This window comes from Flavimobilis marinus (genome assembly GCF_900113055.1).
Taxonomy (GTDB): domain Bacteria; phylum Actinomycetota; class Actinomycetes; order Actinomycetales; family Cellulomonadaceae; genus Flavimobilis; species Flavimobilis marinus.
Window position 1 is genome coordinate 777732 of the sequence record NZ_FONZ01000001.1, and the last position, 16959, is coordinate 794690.

The 16959-nt window shown below is 70.2% G+C and carries 21 protein-coding genes and 1 other RNA gene; 13 read left to right on the plus strand and 9 right to left on the minus strand.

All coding sequences use genetic code 11. The features are described from left to right. Nucleotides 1-34 precede the first annotated feature (34 nt). Both BMZ30_RS03525 and BMZ30_RS03530 read left to right on the plus strand, forming a co-directional pair. Nucleotides 35-463: a hypothetical protein gene (locus BMZ30_RS03525; protein WP_093375084.1), complete on the plus strand. Its 429-nt coding sequence runs from the start codon at nt 35-37 to the stop codon at nt 461-463. Next, a complete protein-coding gene (locus BMZ30_RS03530) occupies nt 460-915 on the plus strand; it encodes a pilus assembly protein TadG-related protein (protein ID WP_093375086.1) in 456 nt (151 codons plus the stop codon). Before BMZ30_RS03525 ends, BMZ30_RS03530 begins: the two co-directional genes overlap by 4 nt. 45 nt (nt 916-960) lie before the next feature. Here the strand turns inward: BMZ30_RS03530 and BMZ30_RS03535 are convergent, their stop codons facing one another. Beyond that, nucleotides 961-1386, minus strand: coding sequence for a VOC family protein (locus tag BMZ30_RS03535; RefSeq protein WP_093375088.1), 426 nt, complete (start codon nt 1384-1386; stop codon nt 961-963). 107 nt (nt 1387-1493) lie between these two features. On the opposite strand from BMZ30_RS03535, the gene BMZ30_RS03540 reads away from it, so the two are divergent. Further along, nucleotides 1494-2468, plus strand: a complete 975-nt coding sequence (locus BMZ30_RS03540; RefSeq protein ID WP_093375090.1) for a helix-turn-helix transcriptional regulator — start codon at nt 1494-1496, stop codon at nt 2466-2468. 72 nt (nt 2469-2540) lie between these two features. After that, nucleotides 2541-2765, plus strand: a complete 225-nt coding sequence (locus BMZ30_RS03545) for a hypothetical protein (protein WP_093375092.1) — start codon at nt 2541-2543, stop codon at nt 2763-2765. Nucleotides 2766-2789: 24 nt separating this feature from the next. Here the strand turns inward: BMZ30_RS03545 and BMZ30_RS03550 are convergent, their stop codons facing one another. Beyond that, on the minus strand, nt 2790-3374 hold the full coding sequence (locus tag BMZ30_RS03550; RefSeq protein ID WP_093375094.1) for a YdeI/OmpD-associated family protein: 585 nt from the start codon (nt 3372-3374) through the stop codon (nt 2790-2792). A gap of 101 nt (nt 3375-3475) precedes the next feature. On the opposite strand from BMZ30_RS03550, the gene BMZ30_RS03555 reads away from it, so the two are divergent. Further along, the gene (locus BMZ30_RS03555) at nt 3476-4312 is read left to right on the plus strand and encodes a hypothetical protein (protein ID WP_093375096.1); all 837 of its coding nucleotides are present in this window, start codon (nt 3476-3478) and stop codon (nt 4310-4312) included. Between the two features lie 35 nt (nt 4313-4347). Here the strand turns inward: BMZ30_RS03555 and BMZ30_RS03560 are convergent, their stop codons facing one another. From BMZ30_RS03560 to BMZ30_RS03570, 3 genes are all read right to left on the minus strand, one after another. Beyond that, nucleotides 4348-4539 (minus strand): hypothetical protein, encoded by a 192-nt coding sequence (locus BMZ30_RS03560; RefSeq protein WP_093375098.1) that lies wholly within the window; start codon nt 4537-4539, stop codon nt 4348-4350. A gap of 119 nt (nt 4540-4658) precedes the next feature. Further along, nucleotides 4659-5042, minus strand: coding sequence for a nuclear transport factor 2 family protein (locus BMZ30_RS03565; RefSeq protein WP_219810175.1), 384 nt, complete (start codon nt 5040-5042; stop codon nt 4659-4661). A 2-nt stretch (nt 5043-5044) separates the two neighbouring features. After that, nucleotides 5045-5479, minus strand: a complete 435-nt coding sequence (locus BMZ30_RS03570) for a VOC family protein (RefSeq protein WP_093375100.1) — start codon at nt 5477-5479, stop codon at nt 5045-5047. Between the two features lie 69 nt (nt 5480-5548). Between BMZ30_RS03570 and BMZ30_RS03575 the strand changes: the two genes are divergently transcribed. The 5 genes from BMZ30_RS03575 to BMZ30_RS03595 all read left to right on the plus strand — a co-directional run bounded on the left by BMZ30_RS03575 (nt 5549) and on the right by BMZ30_RS03595 (nt 10553). Next, complete coding sequence (locus BMZ30_RS03575; RefSeq protein WP_093375102.1) at nt 5549-6199, plus strand: hypothetical protein; 651 nt, start codon at nt 5549-5551, stop codon at nt 6197-6199. Nucleotides 6200-6276: 77 nt separating this feature from the next. After that, the gene (gene prfB / locus BMZ30_RS03580) at nt 6277-7398 is read left to right on the plus strand and encodes a peptide chain release factor 2 (protein WP_093375104.1); all 1122 of its coding nucleotides are present in this window, start codon (nt 6277-6279) and stop codon (nt 7396-7398) included. Between the two features lie 165 nt (nt 7399-7563). Beyond that, on the plus strand, nt 7564-8253 hold the full coding sequence (ftsE, locus tag BMZ30_RS03585; protein ID WP_093375106.1) for a cell division ATP-binding protein FtsE: 690 nt from the start codon (nt 7564-7566) through the stop codon (nt 8251-8253). A 9-nt stretch (nt 8254-8262) separates the two neighbouring features. Next, nucleotides 8263-9177: a permease-like cell division protein FtsX gene (gene ftsX / locus BMZ30_RS03590; RefSeq protein WP_093375108.1), complete on the plus strand. Its 915-nt coding sequence runs from the start codon at nt 8263-8265 to the stop codon at nt 9175-9177. A gap of 2 nt (nt 9178-9179) precedes the next feature. Next, nucleotides 9180-10553, plus strand: a complete 1374-nt coding sequence (locus tag BMZ30_RS03595) for a M23 family metallopeptidase (protein ID WP_093375110.1) — start codon at nt 9180-9182, stop codon at nt 10551-10553. A 47-nt stretch (nt 10554-10600) separates the two neighbouring features. Here the strand turns inward: BMZ30_RS03595 and BMZ30_RS03600 are convergent, their stop codons facing one another. Further along, entirely contained in the window at nt 10601-11245 is a 645-nt protein-coding gene (locus tag BMZ30_RS03600) for a zinc ribbon domain-containing protein (RefSeq protein WP_219810176.1), read from the minus strand. A 203-nt stretch (nt 11246-11448) separates the two neighbouring features. Here BMZ30_RS03600 and smpB point away from each other — a divergent pair, with 203 nt between their 5' ends. Continuing rightward, nucleotides 11449-11976 (plus strand): SsrA-binding protein SmpB, encoded by a 528-nt coding sequence (smpB, locus tag BMZ30_RS03605; RefSeq protein ID WP_093375112.1) that lies wholly within the window; start codon nt 11449-11451, stop codon nt 11974-11976. Nucleotides 11977-11984: 8 nt separating this feature from the next. Beyond that, complete coding sequence (locus BMZ30_RS03610) at nt 11985-13763, plus strand: DUF2207 domain-containing protein (RefSeq protein WP_093375114.1); 1779 nt, start codon at nt 11985-11987, stop codon at nt 13761-13763. A 27-nt stretch (nt 13764-13790) separates the two neighbouring features. Here BMZ30_RS03610 and BMZ30_RS03615 read toward each other — a convergent pair whose 3' ends face one another. After that, complete coding sequence (locus BMZ30_RS03615; RefSeq protein ID WP_093375117.1) at nt 13791-14660, minus strand: hypothetical protein; 870 nt, start codon at nt 14658-14660, stop codon at nt 13791-13793. 252 nt (nt 14661-14912) lie between these two features. On the opposite strand from BMZ30_RS03615, the gene ssrA reads away from it, so the two are divergent. Beyond that, nucleotides 14913-15281: a transfer-messenger RNA gene (ssrA, locus tag BMZ30_RS03620) on the plus strand. Nucleotides 15282-15335: 54 nt separating this feature from the next. Here ssrA and BMZ30_RS03625 read toward each other — a convergent pair. Together BMZ30_RS03625 and BMZ30_RS03630 are read right to left on the minus strand one after the other, a co-directional pair. Further along, the gene (locus tag BMZ30_RS03625) at nt 15336-16202 is read right to left on the minus strand and encodes a hypothetical protein (protein WP_143073120.1); all 867 of its coding nucleotides are present in this window, start codon (nt 16200-16202) and stop codon (nt 15336-15338) included. A 116-nt stretch (nt 16203-16318) separates the two neighbouring features. Continuing rightward, on the minus strand, nt 16319-16924 hold the full coding sequence (locus BMZ30_RS03630; protein WP_093375121.1) for a class I SAM-dependent methyltransferase: 606 nt from the start codon (nt 16922-16924) through the stop codon (nt 16319-16321). Between the last annotated feature and the right edge of the window lie 35 nt (nt 16925-16959).

The window sequence follows — 16959 nt, forward strand, 5'->3', positions numbered from 1 at the left end:
TGCGCATGGCGCAGCCGCGCGCCCATGGAACCGGTTGCGGAGCGACGACGACCGGGGCAGCGCCGTCGTCGAGTTCCTCGGGATCTCGCTCATCCTCCTGATCCCGCTGGTGTACCTGGTGCTCACCCTCGCCAAGGTGCAGGGCGCCTCGTACGCCGTCGAGGGCGCGGCCCGCGACGCGACCCGCGCCTACCTGATCGCGCCCGACGAGCAGACGGCGGCGGAGCGGGCGGTCGCCGTCGTGCGCGTCGCGCTGCAGGACCAAGGGATCGAGCCGGACGATGCCGAGCTGGCCGTCGACTGCAGCGCGGCGGCATGCCTGACTCCCGAGGAGACCATCACGGCGACGGTGACCACGGCCGTCAGCTTGCCGGGCGCCCCCGCAGCGCTGGGCGAGACGCTCAGCATCACGGTCTCGGCCACGTCGACGGCGATCGTCGAACCGCTGCGGGTGGCACCGTGACAGGTCGCCGGCATTCGCGACCGAGCGGCGACGAGGGCCAGGTCCTCGTGCTGTCGCTCGTGTTCACCTCGATCGCTCTCGCGCTCGTGATCGTCGTCGTGGCGGTGACCTCCGTGCACCTTGAGCGCAAGCGTCTGCTGACGCTCGCCGACGGCGCTGCGCTGCACGCGGCGTCGGTCATCGACGAGGCAGAGTTCTACGGAGGTGCCCCCGGCGAGGCGCCCGCGCTCACGCGCGCATCGGTCGAAGCCGCGGCCAGCGACTACCTCAGCCGGAGCCCTGAAGCCGCGAAGCTGCGGGACCTCGCGATGGTCGAGGCCTCCACGCCTGAGGGGGAGACCGCGGCGGTGACGCTCGTCGCCGTCGCGCGTCCGGCCCTGGTGGGGTGGCTCGTGGACCTGGTCGACGACGGCATCGTGATCACAGCCTCGTCGTCTGCCCGCGGGCAGTAGCCAGGGCGGGTGGGCGGTGGCCACGGTGCCCGCCCGCCCCGAGCCCTACGACGCGTCCCAGGTGACCGCGAGGTCGAGCACCCAGGTCACGCCGAACTTGTCGCGCAGCATGCCATACAGCGGCGCCCACCCGGCCGGACCCAACGGCACGACGACGGACGCGCCGTCGGACAGCTTCTCCCAGTACGCGGTCAGCTCCGCGGTGTCCGTGCCCCGCACCGAGACGAAGGCGGGGTCGACGCCCGGCTCCCACGGGGTGTGGGACGGGACGTCATACGCCATGACGCGCAGCCCTTGCGGCGACTCGACCTGGCCCCACATGACCTGGTCGGCCTCGTCGTCGGCCGTGACGTTGTGGGCGTCCGTGTAGGTGACCACCGTCAGGTCGCCGCCGAAGGCCGACTGGTAGAAGGACAGGGCGTCGCGCGCCTGGCCGCGGAAGTTCAGGTGGGGCGTGGTGAGGACAGTCATGAGGTGCTCCTAGCTCGTGCTCGCTACCGCGGGGTTCCGGGTACGACGCCGACTCTGCCGGGCTTTGAGGTCCGATCCTGTCCTCAATGGCGCGTACGTTGGAGCCCATGACGGAGACCTCGGCGGCGGCACCGACCGCGCGGCTGCTGCGCCTGCTGTCGCTGCTGCAGACGCGTCGCGACTGGCCCGGTGCCCTCCTGGCCGAGCGCCTGGAGGTCACGCCGCGCACGGTGCGCCGGGATGTCGAGCACCTGCGCGAGCTCGGGTACGGCATCACGTCCGTTCGCGGGCGCGACGGCGGGTATCGCCTCGACGCGGGCACGCACCTGCCTCCGATGCTGTTCGACGACGAGCAGGCCGTGGCGCTCACGGTCGCCCTGCAGTCCGCCACAGTGAGCGGGGTGGCGATCAGCGAGGCGGCGGCGCGCGCCTTGCTGACGGTGCGCCAGGTCCTGCCCTCGCGGTTGCGGCACCGGATGGACGCTCTCGACGCGACGACACTCCCGGGTGTCGCCCACGCCGACGTGCAGCCGGAAGTGCTCCTGGCGGTCAGCGCGGCGGTGCGCGACCGGGAGGTGCTGCGCTTCGACTACGCGTCGCAGGGTGACGAGCCAGGAGGTGCGCCGCGCCGAACCGAGCCGCACCACGTCGTCGTCGCACGAGGTCGCTGGTACTTGGTGGCCTGGGACCTCGACGCCGACGACTGGCGAACCTTCCGGCTCGATCGCCTCATGCCGCGGATCCCGACGGGTCCAAGGTTCGTGCCGCGCGAGGTTCCCAGCGGAGACGTCGCCGCGTACGTGGCCGCGAGGTTCAAGGGCTCAACACAGGGCGACGTCTGGCCCTGCCGTGGTCGTGCGGTGATCGCCCTCCCGAGCCGTGACGTGCTCCCGTTCGCCGGTGACGGCGTCGTCGAAGAGATCGACGCACGCCACTGCCGACTGACCGCTGGCTCGTGGTCGTGGATGGCGCTCGCGGCGTCCTTCGGCCGGTTCGACGCCGAGCTCACCGAGGTCGGTCCGCCTGAGCTGCGTGACGCGTTCACGACTCTCGCCGCGCGGTTCAAGCGAGCAGTGCCGTGAACGAACTGAGGGAAGGACGACGATGAGCTCAGCTGAGACTGTTCCTGCGAGTGCAAGGATCGAGGCCACGCGATGAGCAATCCGGTCGAGCGGCGTCAGCCTCGGCGGTCGCGTCCACCACTGACGCTGCTGGGCGTCGGGAGTCTTCTGATCGGCGCCTACTTTCTGCTCTCGCAACTCCAGGTGGGCAAGTTCGGCGCAGAGTCGGACATCGGCGGAGGTCTCCTTCTCCTCGCCGGTTGCTCCCTTGCCGGGCTCGGCGCAGTGACGGCGATCATCGGGCTCAAGCGGCACTAGCCACGCTCGATCAGATTCACCTTGTCAGACGTCGTGGTCGCGGACCTGCGCGATCGCCTTGGCCAAGCGCCGCTGCCGCACCACGTCGTTGGGCGCGGTCATCAGCGGGTGCAGGACCGAGTAGCGCGCCTGGCTGCCGAGCGCCTCGAACCGCTCTCTCGCACCGGGCACCGCGTCCAGCGCTGCCAGCAGGTCGTCGGGCACCACCGCGGACGCCGGCCCGGCATACGCGCGGTCCCACCGCCCGTCCGCCTTCGCCCGCGCGATCTCGTCCTCGCCGCGCGCCCGCATCCGGCCCGCCGCGATCAGCCGGGCGACGTGCTCGAGGTTGCGCTGCGACCACATCGACCTCGCCCGTCGCGGGGTGTAGCGCTGCAGGAACGTCGTCGCGTCCCGGCTCTTGCGCTGGCCGTCGATCCAGCCGCTGCACAGGGCCTCGTCGAGCGCCTCGGCGTAGCTCAGCGACGTCGGCTCCGTGACGCCCTTCTTGGCCAGGAGCAGCCACACGCCGTCGGACGTCGCGTCGTGCTCGAGCAGCCACGCGTGCCAGGCATCGGCGTCGGCGACGACGAGCGGCTGTGCGGGCTCGGATCCGTTCATGTCCGCCATCGTGCCAGGGGTCAGGCCCGCGCGGGAGCCTCGCTCTGCTGCGTGGGGCCGCTCATGGCGCCGTCTGCCGAGCGCAGCTGCGGGGCGCTACGCTGCCTCGCATGGCCGAGATCTCGCAAGAAAAACTGTACGGAACGACGCTGCAGACGATCGGTGCTGTCGCCAAGCTCCCAGTGGTCCGCGTTGATCGGGAGGCGTTCCTGCGCAAGCAGTTTGCGGCATCACCGCATCTTGAGGTCATCCTCCAGAGCGGCCCTCAGACCGTGTACTCGACCGAGTCGCTGCGCCGGAAGGCCACCTCGATCATCAACAACAGCGCTGCGAAGACGTCAGCGGCCTCCTTCGCGACCGGTCTTGCGGGCAATCCTGCGATCATGCTGGCCGCCGGCGGGGCTGACGTTGCGCAGTATTTCGGGTTCGCGATCAACCTGGCGCAGCAGATCGCCTATCTCTTTGGCGAGGACGAGCTCTTCGACGGCGGTGCTGACGGGCTCTCCGAGGCGGCGCAGATCCGGGTCATCGCCTACCTCGGTGCCATGTTCGGCGCGGCTGGTGCGGCAGCGCTCGTCTCGCAGACCTCGAAGGTCGCTGGCGCGAACCTGGGAAAGAAGGTCGCGGCACAGGCGCTGACCAAGACCGTCTGGTATCCGCTCGTTAAGAAGGTCGGGGCCGTGATCGGCAAGCAGGTCACCAAGAAGACGGTGGAGAAGACGATCACCAAGGCGGTGCCGGTTGTCGGCGGTATTCTGTCCGGTGGCCTGACCTATGTGATGTTCCGACCGATGGGACACCGGTTGGCCGACGTGCTTGTGAGGAACCTGAACGGTGACTTCGACGAGCAGCTCGAGCTGAACCCCGCGTTTGCCGCTTCACTGCTCGAAGACCCGCCTGCTGATCCAGTTGGCGAGCTCGATGGCGTCACGCAGGGCGGCGCCTGAGGGCTTGCGGGTGACCAACGAGCCCTGGCCCCGAGTCAGGCCCGCGCGGGAGCCTTCTCCACCAACGCCGCCTGCTGCACCGCAGGGGCAGGCACGGGCGCGTAGCCCTCGCTCGGAACGGCCATGAGGTACACCGCGCGCCACACGAGCACCGCGCCGGCGAGCATCAGCAGCACGCAGGCCCAGCTGAGCGCGTAGGAGACGGTCGAGCGCGTACCGGCAGACATGGATTCCTCGGGAGATCGGGGGACAGGGACTCTGTCCTTCCGATCGTCTCGCCAGCACCCACCCTGAGAGGTAGGACCTTTCTCCCGGGGCGGTGTGCGTCACACCTCGGATGTCGGGATCAGCCCGCGACCACCGGTGTCTGTGTATACAGCGCGAGCCGCAGGTCGCCGTCGACCCGCGTGTACACGCTCGTCATGAGCCCCTCGAACGTCGTCTCGCCGCGGGTCGCCCGCGCCCGGTACACGAGCGCGACGGCGTCGATGCCCACGGAGACCGCCCGGGGCTCGGTGATCTCGTAGCTCTCCCAGGCGGGCGCCTCGGCCAGGGAGGCGACGACGTCGTCGCGCCCCATCGCGTGCCCGTGGGCGAGGACCATCACGCCGTCGGCGGTCATGCGCTCGCCGTAGAAGTCCGCGCCCGTCCCGGCGCACAGGGCGTCCCAGCCCTGCTTCTCGACGTCGAGGAGCGCGGGCAGCATCGCGGAGGCATCGTCGAGGGCCATGGTCACTCCGTCACGCAGAACTCGTTGCCCTGCGGGTCGGCCATCGTGACCCACGTGTGGGGGCCCTGCTCGCCGTCGTGCAGGAACGTCGCTCCGCGCGCCTCCAGGCGGGCGCGAGCGTCCGCGAGGCCGCCCTCCTCGACCTTGACGTCGAGGTGCACGCGGTTCTTGGTCGTCTTGGGCTCGGGCACCAGCTGGAACAGGAGGCGCGCGGTGCCGTGGCCGGGCTCGGGGGAGACGATCGCCGCGCCCTCCTTCCACACCAGGTGACCGTCGAAGGTCGTCGTGTCCTCGGCGCTCGCGAAGCCCTGCGCGATCATCGACTTGATGAAGCCCTCGTCAGACGGCTCGACCTCCCACCCGAGGGTCTCGGCCCACCAGGCGGCGAGCGGGTGCGGGTCGTTCGAGTCGACGCTGATCTGGAACGTGTAGGCCATGTCTCAACGTAGCGGCTGCAGGGCCGGCTGGTCAGCCCCCACTGCCGCCCGCGCTGCTAGCCTCCGCGGGTGACCCAGCCCTCGTCGTCGGCTCCCGACCGCTACCGCAGCTCCCCGGCCGCCCCGATCCTGGCGAGCCTCCTGCTCGGGGCGGGCGGCCTGGCGGTCGCCTGGTGGATCCACTCCGCCGCGCAGAACGACGGCATCGTGTCCGCACCCGAGGACGCTGCCGCCACGCGCGCCATCGCCTACGCGATCGCTGGCGCGGCCGCACTGTTCGCGCTCGTGTTTCTGCTGCGCATCCCCGTGATCCTCACCCGCCGTCTCGAGATCGACCGCGACGGCGTGCGGTGGCGAGGCGCGCACGTGCCGTGGGAGCAGGTCTCGGCCGTGCGCGTGCTGGTCCTGACGACGACGAAGCCGGCCGCCACCAGCCCCACCCCGCGCTCGGTCCGTACGACGACGCGCATGAGCCTCGAGCTCGCCGTGCGGGAGGCGGCGCTCGCCGAGGGCCACCAGCCGTTCCTCGCCCGGCTGCGGATCTCCGGCGCCGAGCCCGGCGGCTTCACCCATCACATCCAGCTCGGCCCCGGCCCGCTGCTGGCCAGCCCGCAGCGCAAGGACTACGCGCCGGAGGTCCAGGCAGTCCTGGAGCGCGTGGCCGCCCCGATGTACCGCGGCGTGTCCGTGCGCCAGACGACGACCACCTGGACGCGCTGACCTGCATGGCCGGGGCTCGTGCCACGGGGACGCTCCGCGCAGGAACCGGCGGCCCCGGTTCGCGTACCCTTGCACGCGTGGCCACCGACTTCGCATCCCAGATCAGCGCGCTCCGCACCACCCTGAGCACCATCAGCGCCGTGAGCGACCCGGAGCGCCTGCGCGCGACCATCGCCGAGCTCTCCGACCAGGCGTCCGCCCCCGACCTCTGGGACGACACGGACAAGGCCCAGCAGGTCACCACGCTGCTGTCCCAGGCGCAGAGCGAGCTCGAGCGCATCACGTCGATGGAGTCGCGCATCGACGACCTCGAGACCTTGGTCGAGATGGCCACGGAGGGCGACGGGGCCGACGACGCCGACACGCTCGCCGAGGCCGAGGCGGAGCTCGCAGGTATCCGCAAGGACCTCGACCAGCTCGAGGTGCGCACGCTGCTCTCCGGAGAGTGGGACGCACGCGAGGCCGTCGTGACGATCCGCGCGGGCGCCGGTGGCGTCGACGCCGCGGACTTCGCAGAGATGCTGCTGCGCATGTACCTGCGCTGGGCCGAGCGCCACGGATACCCGACGGCGGTGCTCGACACCTCCTACGCCGAGGAGGCCGGGCTGAAGTCCGCGACCTTCGAGGTCAAGGTGCCCTACGCGTTCGGCAACCTCTCCGTGGAGGCCGGCACGCACCGCCTCGTGCGCATCTCCCCGTTCGACAACCAGGGCCGGCGCCAGACGTCGTTCGCGGCCGTCGAGGTGGTCCCGCTGATCGAGCAGACCGACCACATCGACATCCCGGAGAACGAGATCCGCGTCGACGTGTTCCGCTCGTCCGGCCCGGGTGGGCAGTCCGTCAACACGACCGACTCCGCGGTGCGCCTGACGCACATCCCCACCGGGATCGTCGTGTCGATGCAGAACGAGAAGTCCCAGATCCAGAACCGCGCCGCCGCCATGCGCGTGCTCCAGTCCCGTCTGCTCCTCGAGCGCCAGGCCCAGGAGAAGGCGCAGAAGAAGGAGCTCGCGGGCGACGTGAAGGCGTCCTGGGGGGACCAGATGCGCTCCTACGTGCTGCAGCCCTACCAGATGGTCAAGGACCTGCGCACCGAGCACGAGGTCGGGAACACCAGCGCGGTGTTCGACGGCGAGATCGACGACTTCATCGAGGCCGGCATCCGCTGGCGCCGTTCGAAGGACCGCGACGAGGCCTGAGCGCCCCTGCAGGGACGCGCACGGCGTCCGTTTGCGCCCGATGTGAGTCCTCTCACCTTGCTCTGAGCAGGCGGCGCGGCGGCGTGTCCGGCGAGGATCTGCCGGGGGGCGTGCCTAGGCTCGAACAGGCCATCCCCGGCCCGTCCCCGACCGAACTGGCTAGCTGTGATCCGACTTGAGAACGTGACCAAGGTGTACGCGCGTGGCGCGCGTCCCGCCGTCGACGCCGTCTCCATGGAGATCGAACGTGGGGAGTTCGTCTTCCTGGTCGGCGCGAGCGGCTCGGGCAAGTCCACGCTGCTGCGCCTCATGCTGCGCGAGGAGCGCCCGACGTCGGGCAAGATCCTCGTCGCCGGCAAGGACCTGTCGACCCTGTCGAACTGGAAGGTCCCCGCGCTGCGCCGCCAGATCGGCGCGGTGTTCCAGGACTTCCGACTGCTGCCGAACAAGACCGTCTTCGAGAACGTCGCGTTCGCGCTCCAGGTGATCGGCAAACCCCGCCACCACATCGCGACAGTCGTTCCCGACACCCTCGAGATGGTCGGCCTGGGCGGCAAGGAGAAGCGCCGCCCCCACGAGCTGTCGGGAGGCGAGCAGCAGCGCGTGGCGATCGCGCGCGCGTTCGTCAACCGTCCGCCGATCCTGCTGTGCGACGAGCCCACGGGAAACCTTGACCCCACCACGTCGCTGGGCATCATGCGCCTGCTCGACCGCATCAACCGCACCGGCACCACCGTGGTGATGGCGACGCACGACGACGAGATCGTGGACCAGATGCGCAAGCGCGTCCTGGAGCTCGCCACCGGCGAGCTCATCCGGGACCAGCACCGCGGCGTCTACGGCTCCACCCGCTAGGAGATATCGGTGCGCGCTCAGTTCATTCTTTCCGAGATCGGGATCGGCCTGCGCCGAAACCTCTCGATGACCGTCTCGGTCATCCTCGTCACGTTCATCTCGCTGACCTTCGTCGGCGCCGCCGGGCTGCTCCAGCTCCAGGTGTCCAAGCTCAAGGACGACTGGTACGGCAAGGTCGAGGTCTCCGCGTTCCTGTGCCCCACGGGCTCCGCCAAGGCGCAGTGCGCCGCCGGTGAGGCGTCCGAGGAGCAGATCGCCGACATCGAGGCGCTGCTCGACTCCCCAGAGCTCGCCCCGCAGATCGAGCAGGTGTACTTCGAGACCAAGGCCGAGGCCTACGCGTCCTTCCAGGAGTACTTCGCGGGCATGGAGTGGGCGGAGATGATCCGCGAGGAGGACCTCCAGGCGTCCTTCCGCATCAAGCTCGTCGACGCCGAGAACTACCAGGTGGTCTCCGACGTCCTGTCCGGGCGCCCCGGTATCGAGTCCGTCGAGGACCAGCGCAAGATCTTCGACACCCTGTTCCTGGTGCTCAACCGTGCGTCGGTGATGACCGTCGGCCTCGCGGCGCTGATGCTGCTCGCAGCCGTGCTGCTCATCACGACGACCATCCGGCTCTCGGCGCTCAGCCGACGGCGAGAGACCGGGATCATGCGCCTGGTGGGCGCGTCGAACCTGTTCATCCAGCTGCCGTTCATGCTCGAGGGCGCGATCGCGGCCACCATCGGCGCGCTCGCGTCGGTCGCCGGGCTGTGGCTGGGGGTCCGCTACCTGATCACCGACTGGTTGGCGCAGGAGGTGGTGTGGGTGCCCCTCGTGCAGGAGTCTGACGTCCTGGCCCTCGCGCCCCTGCTGCTCGGCGTCGCCGTCCTGCTCGCCGCGATCTCGTCCCTGGTGACACTCAACCGCTACATGAAGGTGTGACGATGCGCTTTCGCCGGTCCATCACAGGCCTCGTCATGGCAGCGCTGCTCGCTGTGACGTTCCCCGCGCCCGCCGGCGCGGACACCCTGGACGACCTGCGGGAGAAGCGTGCCGCGGCGCAGCGGGAGCGCGACGCCGCGAAGAGCTCCATCGCGGAGCTCGAGGAGGAGCTCGAGGACACCGACGCTGAGATGGCCGCCGCGTACGTGCGGCTGCAGGAGATCGAGGCCCAGCTGCCCGTCGCGCAGGCCGCGCTCGACGAGGCGCAGGCGTCGCTCATCGCGGCCCAGCGCGAGGCTGACGCCCTCGCCGAGCGGCTCGCCGACACCGAGGCCGAGGGCGCGGCGCTCGAGGTGAAGATCGCCGAGTCGGCCGAGCAGGCCGCGGCCACGCGGTCGAACATCGCCGAGCTGGCCCGCCGCGCCTACCGCGGGGAGGGCTCCCCGGACGGGATGGGCATGGTCGTCGGTGCCGAGAGCGCCCAGGAGTTCGTCGACAAGTACTCGCTGTCGCAGGCGGCGATGCGCGCGCAGACGTCGTCGCTCACCGACCTCCAGCAGGCCGAGGCCACCTCCCGCAACACCGAGGTCCGCCTCGAGGCGGTGCGCGACGCCGTCGCGAACCTCAAGGCCGAGGCCGACGCCGCCGTCGTCGCCGCCGAGGAGGCCCGGCTCAAGGCCGAGGCCGAGCGCAAGGCGGTCGAGGAGCTCCTCGCCGAGCAGCAGCAGCAGCTCGCGGTCGTCGAGAGCCGCAAGGCCGCGCAGGAGCAGGCCAAGGCCGAGAAGGAGGCCGCCGCCGATGCCCTCACCGCGGACATCCAGGAGCTGATCGGCCTCACGAACGCCGAGAAGGCGCGCCTCAAGGCGATCGAGCGCGAGAAGCGTCTCGCCGCGGAGAAGGCCGCGCGGGAACGCGCCGCGTCGCGGAACTCCCAGCGCGAGGAAGCGGCCGCTCCCGAGCCCGCTCCGCCGGCGAGCAGCTCCTACCTGGCCTACCCGACGAAGAACGTCTACATCACCTCGAAGTACGGCTACCGTCTGCACCCCGTGCTGGGCTACATGCGCCTGCACGCCGGGACCGACTTCCGCGCCTACTGCGGCACCCCGATCTACGCGTCCGCCTCCGGCAAGGTGCAGTGGACGATGTACCGCGCCGGCTACGGCAACCAGGTGCTGATCAATCACGGGTCGGTCAGCGGCTCCAACCTCATGACGAGCTACAACCACCTGAGCCGCTACGGCGTGAACCCGGGCCAGTCCGTGAAGAAGGGCCAGCTGGTCGGCTACTCGGGGAACACGGGAACCGGGACGGCGTGCCACCTGCACTTCGAGGTGTACGTCAACGGGGCGACCGTGAACCCGATGTCGATGCTCTGAGTCGATGGTCTGAGCGGCGCTCTCGCGTGCCGCCGCGCCACGGAACGTCAGGCCGTAGCGCTCGTCCCGCACTCGGCGCAGAACTTCGCGGTGCTCGGGTTCTCGTGGCCACAGCCCGAGCATGCGCGCACCAGGGCGAGAGCCGATCCGCACTCGCCGCAGAACTTGCCGCCCTCGGCGCGGGCGCCGCACGACGGACAGAGGACGACGGCCTGCCGCTCCAGGCTGAGGTTCCCGACCAGGTCGGTGTCCGCGAGCCGCTCGCGCAGCTGACGCTCGCGCGCGTCCGCCTGCAGCTGGGCGAGCTGTTCCGCGACGATCGGCGAGCATCGGGCGCACTGGCCGACCTCACCGTTCCAGCAGACGTCCCCGCACACCCACTGGCCGCAGCCGCGGCACTGCTCGAACCGGTGCGCGACCTCCGTGACGGCCTGACCGAGTGCCTTGTCCTTCGCGGCGGAGTTGGTGCCGCGATCCATCGCCCACGAGCTCGCCATGTTCGTGATGTGCCCGGCCCGGCCGCCGAGCACACCACCCACGGTCCGAAGGAGCCCCTTGCCGCGCTCGAGCATGTCCGGCTGGAACGCTGAGCGGTAGCCGTTGCCGCAGCGCTCGCAGCGGAACTCGAACTGGAAGCCCTCCCGGTTCGACAGGTCGCGGACGTTGTCGGTGAAGGCGATGGGGGTGGTCATCGGTGCGAACTCCCTGATGCTCGGCCGGGTGAAGTGTCGCGATGCTATCGAAACGCCGCGTTCGGCGGGAGTGTCTGCTCGACGCCATCAGAGCCCAGCGAGGTCCGCACCCCGCTACGCCGTCGGGAAAACCCGGCGACGCCCCGACCAGCCCGGACTATCCTTGCTGAGGCGCACCTGCGCCACGGACTAGAGGAGGGGCGATGGCCAAGGGCAATCTCTACCAGGTCCCGGACGGAACCAAGCGCTCCTCCGGACCGAGCGAACGCGTGCCGGTCAAGCAGCTCGTCGCGAGCAACAAGAAGGCGCGCCACGACTTCGTCGTCGAGGACGTCTACGAGGCCGGCCTCGTGCTGAGCGGCACCGAGGTCAAGGCGCTGCGCGCCGGGCGCGCCTCGCTGATCGACGGCTACATCGCGGTGGACCGCGGTGAGGCGTGGCTCGAGAACGTGCACATCTCCGAGTACGCGCAGGGCACGTGGACCAACCACGCGCCGCGGCGCAAGCGGAAGCTGCTGCTGCACAAGAACGAGATCCTGCGCCTGCAGAACGACGTCCAGGCCAAGGGGCACACGATCGTCCCGCTGTCCCTGTACTTCCTTGACGGCCGCGCCAAGGTCGAGATCGCGCTCGCTCGCGGCAAGAAGGAGTACGACAAGCGCCAGACCCTGCGCGAGCGCCAGGACACCCTCGAGGCGCAGCGGGCCATGCGCGCCCGCGAGATGACCTGACCGCGCCTGTGGGACCCAGACGCGCCAGCGCCGCCCGCCGATCCGCGGCGGCCGTCGTCGTCGCTTGGCTCGCTCTGCTCGGCCTCGCCGTCCTCGGCGCCCCCGCTGCGGTCGCCGACGAGCGTGACCACCTCGTCACGCGCATGGACGTCGACGTCGCGCTTGACGCCGACGGCGGCGCGGTCGTCACGACGTCCTTCGACATGGACTTCCGCGCCGACGCGGCGCACGGCCCGTACCTCACGTACGTGACCCGCGAGGGCTACACGCACGAGCACAACCGCGTCTACCGGCCCGAGATCCAGCGCGTGTGGACCCCCGCGGACGCCGGCACCCCGGTCGACTACCTGTACGAGGACGCGGACGGCGCCCTCACCGTGCAGATCGGCGACGAGGACGTCGAGATCACCGGGTCTCACACCTACGAGGTCACGATCCGCTGGGAAGGCCTCACCACGGGCGCCTCGATCACCGAGGCAGGCGATCAGCTCCTCTACGACGTCGTGGGTTCCGCCTGGGAGCTGGCCCGGGAGAACGTCACCGTCGTCGTGCACGGGCCCGCCCCCCTCCGCGAGGCCGCGTGCGTGGCGGGCGGCGCGGGCTCGCAGGCGACGTGCGACGCCGTCGACCAGTCAGCGGACGGGGCCAGTGCCATCTACCGGGCGGACCGGCTCGAGCCGGGGGAGGGCCTGACAGTCCTCGCGCGCTTCGACGACAGCGCCCTGGGCGACCCCGTCCCGCTCACCGAGCCCAACCGGGCCTACTCGCGCGCCTGGCACGTCGGCGGCGCGGGGATCTGGGTCAGCCTCGCGCTCGCCCTTGCCGGGGTCGTCGGCGTGGCGCGGAAGGCGACGCGCGTCGGGCAGGACGAGCGCGCGTTCACCGGATCGGTCGACGGCAAGCCGGCACTGCGCACCGCGCCGCCCACCGGGTTCCGCCCCGGCGAGCTCGGCACGCTCGTCGACGAGCGCGTCGACGCCCAGGACATCACCGCGACCATCCTCGACCTCGCCATCCGCGGCTACCTCAGGCTCGAGCAGCAGCCCTCCGACGACGCCCCCGGCTACGCGTGGCACGTCACCCGCACCCGGGAACCCGACGCGCAGCTGCTCGCCTACGAGGCGCTCGTGCTCGAGACAGTGAGCACCTCAGGCGATACGACTCCCGTCACGGACCTCGCCAAGTCCTACGCGACGTCGATGCCGGCGATCCGGGAGGCGATGTACGCGCACGTCGTCGACCGCGGCTGGTTCAGCGCGCGCCCTGACAAGGTCCGCAACCGATGGCTCGGGTGGGGGGCGGTCGTGCTCCTCGTCGGCATCGTCGCCACGATCGGGCTCCTCCTGGCAGGGCCGAACCTGCCCGGCTGGGCGTGGCCCGGCGTCGCCATGTGCGTGACCGGCGTGACGATCCTCGCCGTCTCCGGGCGCGCGCCGGCTCGTACCGCGAGCGGCAGCGCCGTGACGGACGAGGTCCGCGGCTTCGAGCGCTACCTCGAGGAGGGGGACGGCAGCGGGCCGGTCCCGGGCGACGTCGTCGAGCGCTACCTGCCGTACGCCTTCGTCTTCAAGGTCGCCGAGCAGTGGGCCGCGCGCGCCAGCGGCATGAGCACCGCCCAGTGGCTCGTGCACTCGGGGGCTGTCACGTCGTGGGTGCATGCCGTCACGGCCGTGACGTCGTTCGGCGATGCCGCCGGCAGCGCGCTCGGGGTCAGCGGCGGCGCCGGTGGTGGCGGCTCCGTCAGCGTCGGTGGGGGCACCGGCGGTGGGGGCGGCGGGAGCTGGTGAGAGCGCCCGCCGCCCGAACCCGTCCCCTCAGCGGCGGACGACCTTGACGGTGCGGGCCTTCGACACGTCGCGGTAGAGCGTGCTCGTCTGCTTGGTCACCACGCGGTAGCTCGTCGTCTTGCGGACCTTGACCTTCGTCTTCCACTTGCCACCGGCGCCGACCTTGACGGTCTTCACGTTGCGCCACTTGGACCAGCCCTTGACCTTCTGCTGGAGCACGAGCCTGGTGCCCTTCTTCAGCGAGCGGTGCTTGTAGTGGTAGCGCGCGTCCGCCCGCACGTAGGTGGCGCGACCCGACAGGGTGACCTTCTTGTTCTTCGTGACCTTCGTGCGCGAGGCCTTGGGGCGCGTCACCTTGGTCGCCGAGCGGATGTTGTAGGTGGTCTTGGCCTCGATGATCGAGTTGAGGCCGCCGGCCGGGTGGTCGGCGTTGCGGTAGACGTCGAGCGTCGCCGTCAGCGTGCACGTGCCGTTGCGCAGGTACCCGGGGTTGGCGCCCTTGACGTTCTGCACGGGCAGGTCGATGGTCCACGAACCGCCGCCGGTCGCGTGGGTCTCGTTGCGGTACAGGACCTCGTAGGGGCGACGTGCGGTGAGTCCACCGGGCCCCAGGCACGACGGTCCGCCCGATGCCACGACCGTGACGTCCCAGAAGAGCGGGAGGTTCGGCATAGGGTCCGGCGACGCGGGCAGCGGCACCTTCACGTCCACGGTCGCCCATCGCTTGAGCGTGTATGTGCCTGCCTTGTTCTTGACGTCCCGGACGGTGATCGTCACCGACGACGGCGTCGCGGGGTCTGCGGCAGAGGCGCCGCCCGCCGCGGCCGGGGCGACGACGGAGCCCGTCGCGACGAGCGCGGCCAGGGCCACGGAGGACATCAGGGTGCGGAGTCTCATGCGGTACGTCCATCTCTGGTCGGAGGCAGGTACCGTGCCGGACCCGCCCGAGTCGGTCCGAATCGTACCGAACCTCGCACGCCTGTCCGGCACCCTTCGTCGCCTGTGGACGACGAGCTTCCCCGCGGCCGGGCCGGCCCCCGCCGGCACCCATCGTGTGACCGGAAATACCGTGGAGCTCGGTGGGGTTGTGGAGTAGGCTCGAGGGTGTCCGGAGCGGCGTGCCGCCCTGGGTGCTTGAAAACTGAACATGGGGGTGATCGGTTTCGACGGTGGTCGTGCTTCGAGGAGAAGCGGGCCGAGGATGCAGACTTATCTCGTAAACGATGTCTGCAAACCAATAGGTGCCGATAACAAGCGCACCGACTTCGCACTCGCCGCCTGAGCGAGTCCTGAAGTCCGTCAGCCCGGAGTAGCTCTCGCTCCGGTTCCTGGCGTCAGCTAGAGAGCCACTGCTCACAGCATTCGTCATCGGTGCTGCGGGGACTTTTAGATGACTGGGCCTGTCAGCAGCTTGTCTGCGTGCGTGCTGGGGCCGAGAAAATCCACTAGCAGACTGCGCCCGGAGAAGTCCTCGATCGGCGTCACCGGACCGGGGTTCGATTCCCCGCACCTCCACCAGACAGCGAAGGCCGCCCCACGGGGCGGCCTTCGCTGTGCCCGCGAGCAAGAGGGCTAGCGCTTGACCTTGACGGTCCGCACGCTGGAGACGTCACCACGCAGGGTGCTGGTCTCCTTGAACACGACGCGGTACGACGTCGTCTTCTTCACCTTGACGGTGGTCTTCCACCGTCCCGACGTGCCCACCTTCACCTTCTTGACGTTCTTCCACTTCGAGGAGCCCTTGACCTTCTGCTGCAGGACGAGCTTGGTGCCCTTCTTCATGGCCTTGGTCTTGTAGTAGACCTTCTGGTCCGCCCGCAGGTAGGTGGCCTTGCCCGACAGCGCGACCTTGGCGTTCTTCTTGACCGTGGTGCGCGACGCAGCCGGCTTCGCCACGTTGGTGGCGTTGAGGATCTTGAACGACGTCGTCGCCGTGATCTCCTTGTCGATCGACCCGGCGGGGTTGATCGTGGAGCGGTACACGTCGAGCTTCGCAGTGAGCTTGCACGTGCCGCTCTTGAGGTAGTAGTTGGTGAACCCCTTGCGCGTGTTCTCGATCGGCAGGTCGATCGTCCAGCTGCCTCCCGTACGGCCGTCGACCTCGCTCTTGCGCATCAGGACGTCGCCGTAGGAGCCGCCGCACGAGCCCTTGCCGGTCGAGCGGACCTCGACGCTCCACCAGACGTCCTTGGTCCCAGCGGGAGAGCCGTCGGAGAAGGTGTCGGTGAAGGTCCCAGGGACCACGACGTCGACGGTGAGGAACTTCTTCACCGTCGACTTGCCCTTCTTGTTGTTGATGTTCTTCACCTTGACGGTGACCGACGCGGGCAGGGCGGGGTCGGAGGCAGAGCCCGTCCCGGCGCTGGCGGGCCCGGCCACGGCGCCGGCGGTGACGAGGCCGGCGATGATCGCCGACGTCAGCATGGTGCGAAGTCGCATGCGTGTGATCCATCTCGTGTTGGAGGGGCCAGCGCGCCTGAGTCGGCGTGCGGCTCGGCCGCAGCGTAGCGGAGCGCGCACGCACGTGTCCGGGGACCCGCCAGACGCCGGACAGGTCAACCAGCGGTGCGCACCCCGAACCCGTACACGAAGTACCGCGGGGTGCTGCCGACGGTGAGCTCGACGCCCGCGCGGCGAGCCGCGTCGCACAGCTCGTCCGGCTCGTAGAAGTTCTTCACGATCGTCGCGACCCGTCCGTCGTCGAGCTCCCGCGACATCAGCTGCCCGTCCGCCGCGACGACGTGCGGGGCATCGGTCGCGCTCGCGCGGTCGTCGACGAAGAACACCCGCCCCCCGGGCTTGAGCGCACGCGCCACCCGGGCCCAGAAGTCGTCGAGCCGCTCCCGCGGGACGTGCGTCACCCAGAACGTGAAAGACACGGCGTCGTAACGGCGGTCCGGCTCCCACGTGAAGAGGTCCGCGACGACCGACACGACGTGCGGCTGACCGACCACGGGGTTGCGGGCCAGCGTCGCCGCCGCCCCGTCGAGCACGGTCAGCCGCGTCGCACATCGGGCCAGGTGGATGCTCCACGTCCCCGTGCCGGCGGCGAGCTCGACGACGTCGCCGGTGATCGCCGCGGCGTCGAGCACCTGGACGACCTGGTCGACCTCCACGAGCCACGCGGCGTTGGTGTCGGACACCTCAGGAAGGCTGGCCATGTGCCAGATGTTCGCTCCGGATCGCGGCGCGCGCG